This window comes from Binatus sp. (SeqCode), assembly GCF_049584895.1.
Taxonomy (GTDB): Bacteria; Desulfobacterota; Binatia; order Binatales; family Binataceae; genus Binatus.
The window spans coordinates 1-5,933 of sequence record NZ_JBAUYR010000026.1; the positions used below are offsets into that span (position 1 = coordinate 1).

Annotated in this window: 6 protein-coding genes and 1 pseudogene; 2 read left to right on the top strand and 5 right to left on the bottom strand. The window is 61.5% G+C overall.

Annotated features, from left to right (window positions below; all coding sequences use genetic code 11):
- The 3 genes and pseudogenes from WB650_RS04060 to argS form a co-directional block, all read right to left on the bottom strand.
- Nucleotides 1–551: pseudogene (locus WB650_RS04060) on the bottom strand (anthranilate synthase component I); the annotation flags it as partial.
- 302 nt (nucleotides 552–853) lie between these two features.
- A complete protein-coding gene (locus tag WB650_RS04065) occupies nucleotides 854–1,528 on the bottom strand; it encodes an SPOR domain-containing protein (protein ID WP_423959539.1) in 675 nt (224 codons plus the stop codon).
- Nucleotides 1,529–1,535: 7 nt separating this feature from the next.
- Entirely contained in the window at nucleotides 1,536–3,212 is a 1,677-nt protein-coding gene (gene argS / locus WB650_RS04070; protein ID WP_423959540.1) for an arginine--tRNA ligase, read from the bottom strand.
- A gap of 233 nt (nucleotides 3,213–3,445) precedes the next feature.
- Here argS and WB650_RS04075 point away from each other — a divergent pair, with 233 nt between their 5' ends.
- A complete protein-coding gene (locus tag WB650_RS04075) occupies nucleotides 3,446–4,225 on the top strand; it encodes an SDR family oxidoreductase (RefSeq protein ID WP_422302491.1) in 780 nt (259 codons plus the stop codon).
- 183 nt (nucleotides 4,226–4,408) lie between these two features.
- On the opposite strand, the gene WB650_RS04080 is transcribed toward WB650_RS04075, so the two are convergent.
- Complete coding sequence (locus WB650_RS04080; RefSeq protein ID WP_423959542.1) at nucleotides 4,409–4,861, bottom strand: VOC family protein; 453 nt, start codon at nucleotides 4,859–4,861, stop codon at nucleotides 4,409–4,411.
- A 64-nt stretch (nucleotides 4,862–4,925) separates the two neighbouring features.
- Between WB650_RS04080 and WB650_RS04085 the strand changes: the two genes are divergently transcribed.
- Complete coding sequence (locus WB650_RS04085) at nucleotides 4,926–5,420, top strand: hypothetical protein (protein ID WP_423959544.1); 495 nt, start codon at nucleotides 4,926–4,928, stop codon at nucleotides 5,418–5,420.
- Between the two features lie 4 nt (nucleotides 5,421–5,424).
- On the opposite strand, the gene WB650_RS04090 is transcribed toward WB650_RS04085, so the two are convergent.
- Nucleotides 5,425–5,754 (bottom strand): hypothetical protein, encoded by a 330-nt coding sequence (locus WB650_RS04090; protein ID WP_422305921.1) that lies wholly within the window; start codon nucleotides 5,752–5,754, stop codon nucleotides 5,425–5,427.
- Nucleotides 5,755–5,933: the final 179 nt, after the last annotated feature.

Here is a 5,933-nt window from a genome sequence, read left to right on the forward strand (position 1 = left end):
ATTTTGGTCGAGGCGAACTCTTCGACCGGGACGTTGGCGATAATTTTGAGCGTCTGCCGGACGTTGTCGAAGCACAGCACCGTGTCGGTGAACATCAGGTGGAAATCGGGAATGCCGAGATCGTCGCTGGCGGTCTCGGGAATCTTTTCGAAGCATCGCACGATGTCGTAGGCGAGAAAGCCGACGGCGCCGCCGAAGAAGCGCGGCAGGTTGGGCAGCTCGGGGGCGCGGAAGCGTTTGACCTCGGCGCGCAACTCCTCGAAGGAGTTGTCGACCGAGCGCACTTCGACGCCGCGGCCGGGGCGGATGATGTCCATGCGGTTGCGACGCGCGCGCATCACGAGGAAAGGATCGGAGCCGAGGAAGGTGTAACGGCCCCATTTCTCGCCGCCGCGGACGCTTTCGAGCAGGAAGGCGTAGTCGCCGCGCGCGACCTTGAGGAAGGCGGAGACGGGAGTCTCGAGGTCGGCGGCGACTTCTTCGAAGACTGGGATGAGGTTGAATCCATCGGCTGCGAGTCGTTCGAATTCTTTTTCAGTGGGCTGCAACATCTAGGTTCCTCTCGCTTGCGTCTGACTCCGTCACTCCAAAAAAAGAAAAGGGCCGCAGGTTACGCCTGCGGCCCTTTTGGGAAATCGGTTTTGCGAATGAACTACAAAGCCGGCGCGCAGGGGGGTGCATCGGGGTGCCAGCGCCACCATCCCGCGCGAACGTTTCGGCTTGTGAGGTTCATCTTGGGGTTAATGATGAAGATGAGTCGGGTGATTGTCAACCGGAGCGGAAATGATTGGAGCGCGCGCGATCGGGCCGTGACCGCGCGGTAATTCATCCGACGGAATAAAACTCCATCCACCTAGTGCGAGGTGGTGTAGGCCTGCTTGTATTGCTCGCGGAGGCGGTCTTGCGCGGCGGTCGCTTCTTCGGCGCTGGCGTACGGGCCGACGCGGACGCGATACCACAGTTGCCCGTTGAGTTCGGTTTTCACTTCTTGCGCGTTGTAGCCGAGCGACTTGAGACGCCCGACCATCTCGTCCGCGCCGCTCTTGTCCATCACGGCTTCAATCTGGATGTTGTACGGCTTCGCGCCCCGAGGAAGAGCGCGCGGAGGCGGTGCGGGCGCAGAGGCTTCCTCGGAATCCTCGTCAGTGTCGTCGTCAGATGCGGCAGGATTAGCCGCGGGCGCTACGGCCGGCGGCCTGATGCGGGCGACGGCAGCGGGCGAGGTGCGCGCAGCGGGACGCGCTTCGCCAATTGCGGGCGCGGGCGGTTTTATCGAGACGGGAGGAGCAGGCGGCACCGAGGCCATCGCGGGCGACGCTTCGGCCGCCGGCGACATCTCGGATACCGGCGGCGGCTTTTCAGGGGGATTCGGCAGCGGGTAGGTCGAGGAGATTTGATTGATGTCGGGCTGATTCTGCCGGGCCATATAGTTTCCCGCGATCAATCCCAGCAGGAAGACCGAGCCCGAGAGTCCGACCAATCCGGCTAAAATCAGAAACCCGCCGGCCGCCTTGATTTCGAACCGCATCAGCCTCTCACATCCGCTCTGGAGCGCTCACTCCGAGCAATTCGAGTCCGCCCGCGATCGCATCTTTGAGAATCCCTGCCATGAACATCCGCGCCAAACTGAGTTCGCGATCCGGTCCGATTATACGATTCGCGGGCTTGTTGTAGTAGCGATGAAACTCTCCCGCCAAATCGAGCAGGTAGAACGGAATCCGATGCGGCTCGAGCGCCTCGGCCGCGGCGGACATGACCTCGGGCAGGCCGATCGCGCGCTTGGCGAGATCGAGTTCCTCGGCTCCGAGCAGGTTGAGATCGATCGACGAGGTATCCGCGGGCAGGGTCAGGTCCTTCGCTGCCCCCTCGCGGAAAATGCTCGCGAGGCGCGCATGCGCGTACTGGACGTAGAAGACGGGATTTTCGGCCGCCTGCTTTTTGGCGAGCTCGAGATCGAAATCGAGCTGGCTGTCGGACTTGCGGAACAGAAAGAAAAATCGCACGACGTCGGCGCCGACTTCGTCGATCAACTCGTCGAGGGTGACGTAGGTCGCCTTGCGCGTCGACATCTTAACCTTTTCACCGGCGCGCGTGAGGGTTACGAACTGGTAGATGATCGCGTGGACGGGAGTGACGTCGTAGCCGAGCGCCTTGACCGCGGCGATGACCTCCTGGTGCTCGGCGATGTGATCGGCGCCGAAGACGCCGACGATGAGATCGAAGCCGCGCTTGAGCTTGTCGATGTGATACGCGATGTCGGGCGTGCGATACGTCGGCTGACGGTCTGCGTCGGAGCGGACGAGCACCGCGTCCTTGGGAAGTCCGAGCGGATCGCCGCGCAGGAATACGGCGCCGTCCTCCTCGAAGGTGAGACCGGCGTCGTGCAGTGCCTTGAGGACGGCGTCAACCTTCCCCGAGTTGAAGAGATCGAGCTCGTTGGTGAAGACGTCGAAGCGGATTCCGAGGCGCGTGCAGGTCTGATTGATGTCGGCGAAGATGGCTTTGACAGCCACCGAGCGGAAAATCTCGAGATCGGTTACCTCAATGAGCGAGTCGCCCCGCTCCGCTTTCAGCGCGAGCGCGATGTCGACGATGTACTCGCCCTGGTAGCCGTCGGGGGGCATCGTCGCGTCGATGCCGTGCGCCTGCAGATAACGGACGCGGACCGACTCGCCGAGCAGCTTCATCTGGCGGCCGCCGTCGTTGAAATAATATTCGCAGGTGACGTCGAAGCCTGCGGCCTCGTAGAGGCGCGCGATGGTGTCGCCGAGGACAGCATTGCGGCCGTGGCCGACGGTCACCGGGCCGGTGGGATTGGCGGAGAGAAACTCGACCTGGACCTTTTTTCCGGCGCCGGGACGCAGCTCCCACGCTCGCGGCCTCCAGAATGCGCGGCCGGCGCTCGCAGCCTGGCGCATCTCGGAGTGCCAGTACGTGGGCGACATTTTAAAATTGATGAAGCCGGGGCCGGCGACCGAAACCTCGCTCACTTCGGAAGGCAAAGTGACGTGCGACTTGATTATCTCAGCGATTGCGCGCGGTGGTTTGCGTTCGGGCTTCGCAAGCGTCAGCGCGATGTTCGAGGCGATGTCGCCGTGAGCGGAATCGCGCGGCGCCTCGATTCCGATCGACGGAATTTCGGAAGTCAACTGACCAGCGGCGCGCGCCCGGCCGATTGCGTCGCGAAGGATGGAGACGATCAGTTCTTTCATTTCAATTGGCGAAGCCGCGCGTGCGTATAGCAATCGTGTCAGATAGAACGCGCGATGTTAAGGCGGGTTGACGCTCGCGACGGTGCGATGTTGGTGGCCCGCCCCTCAGGGCGGACGACTCGGAGACCGTAACCGGCTTCGCGTGCGCGAAGCTGTCAGGGATCCTTCCTGCCGCTCGCGCTGCTCGCTTTGTCAGGATGACACATGCGAGATTTCTATAGAGGTTATCCACAATGGAACTTGGACTCGGCGGCAAAGCGGCAATCGTCACGGGCGGCAGCAAGGGAATCGGGCGGGCGACCGCAATCGGGTTGGCGGCGGAAGGCGCGTCGGTGCTGGTGTGCGCGCGCGGCCGCGAGGCGCTGGACGAAACCGTAAAGCTGGCGCGCGGCCGCGACGGCGCTCGCGTCGAGGCGATTCAGGCCGACCTCAACAAACCTGAAGACGTGAAGCGGGTGGTCGCGCGATGCGTCGAAGCGTTCGGCAAAATCGACATCCTGGTAAACAATGCGGGCAGCGCGCGCCCGGGCGATTTTCAGAAGCTCACCGACGACGAATGGCTCGAGGACTGGAATCTCAAATTCTTCGGCTACGTGCGGACGGCGCGCGAGGTTTTGCCGCAGATGGATCGGCAGGGGCATGGCGTCGTCGTGAACGTGATTGGGACTGGCGGGCTGATTCCGACTGGCGGCTATATGATCGGCGGTTCCGCGAATGCGGCGCTTAACCATTTCACCAAGGCGCTCGCGAACGAAGGATCGAAGCATGGCGTGCGCGTCGTCGGTGTGAATCCGGGGCCGATTTTCACGGACAGGCTGCGGCTGTTCACTGAGCGGCGCGCAGCGGGCGGCAATATGGATGAGGTGCTCAAGCGAATGACGCCGCTGGGGCGTCCCGGCAAGGCCGAAGAAGTCGCGGACCTGGTGATGTTCCTGGCGTCGGATCGGGCGGCGTTTATTCATGGCGCGAATATCACGATCGATGGCGGCGCGAATCCGGGGCTGATTGGGTGAGTCATTTGATTTAGTGTGAAACCCGCCGTGGGTTTCACGCTTCCTTGGGCAAGGGTGACCCCTGCACCCAGTGTCAATCGCAAAGTTGCGCGCAGCGCGCTACTTTGCTCTCGGTCACATAAATCCGGTAGCGTTCCATTTTTAATTCCGGTTCCCCTTCCCACTATGGGAAGGGGCTAGGGGTTAGGTTGCCTTCTTTCTTGTCCAGGTCGGGTCGCTGTTTAGGGTTGGGTAGCCGGAGCCTAGTTGGATCAATACGCCGTGGGATGAACGCGGGGAGATGAAGGACTCGAAGCTGGTTGGCGACCATTCGTGCTCGTCGACGATGCGCACACCCTGATCTTTCAGATCGGCGGTTTTGGATTTGCAGTTAGGGACGTTGAACGTCAGATGATGCATCCCCTCGCCGCGCTTTTCGAGAAATTTGTGCAGGAACGAATTCGCGCCTAGCGGCTCAAGGAGCTCGATTGACAGTCCATTCAGATCGAACGCGGCCAGCGTGAAGCCGGCGGCTTCATTGGCGGCTTCAAATTGAAGAGTGGCGCCGAGGACGCCTTCGAAAAACTTGCGCGCCTCGGCGACGCTCTTAACCGCGATTCCGATGTGATCGAGTTTGCCGATTGGTGGATTTGCCATCGCCGATTTCTCACTGTCTCCAAATGATTGACGTGATGTCGAATATGATCGAATAGAGATGGCTATGCCAGCGACACAATGGAAGATGCCGCCTCTAATCAAAGTGTACGAGGCGCTCGGCGCGATTGGCGACGGACGCGTGCGGATCAAGGACGAGCGGCGGGCGACGGTGACGTCGTCAGACGGGTCGAAGACTTATGAAGTCGAGACGTCGGCGGACGGGCGCGAAATCGCGTCGAACGACAACGCGTCATACTGGCAAGGCTACGTCGGTTATCCTGCGATCGCGGTGCTGATCGCGCGCGGGTTCTATCGGCCGCCGGCGAACGTCACCGACGCGCTCGCGGGGGTGGCGTGGAAGGAGCTCAATCGCAAGTACAAGAACGACTGGGCGAAAACGATCGCGGAAGTAGAGAAGGAGATCGAGCAAGGCGGGCACGATCCCGATGCAGTTCGATCAGAAGCTGAGGCCGTGATGAGTTTTATGCGGGCGTTGAAACCAATGCGCGGCAAGCGCAGTCGGCCGCCGTCGGAGGGGACCGCGGTCAAGATTCGCTAGCTGATTAGCTGCAGATACCGCTCACCGACACATTGTACGACTGCACGATCAAGAAATCGCGCATCTGAAGCTCGGTCGTCACTCCCGACACTTTGCCGGTGGCGCAGTTGCTCAGCAGGTTCGAAAACGCGGTCTGCGTGAGTCCTTGCGGCGCGACCAGATGAAGGTATCCGAGGTCGCTCGCATTCGCGCTGATCGGATTCCCGGCGCCCGCGCGATCGGAGATCGCACTCGATTGCACGAAGACGCATCCTGAAGTGAGCGCGCATCCGGCAAGTATCGCGGCTACAAGGATCGAGTTGCGGCATTTCATCGTCGCGATCGTAATTCGCATCCTGAAATTGGTCAATCGAGCGCGAGCGGCGCCGTGCTGTTGCATGATGCGACGAGATGCTAGCGTGGCGGAACGCGGACGGGGGCTTCGATGGCGAATGGGGCTGGCGGCTCGATCACACCTTTCTTCACGATTTGGACAGAACCACGCGCGACGATCCGGCGTATCGTCGAGACCGA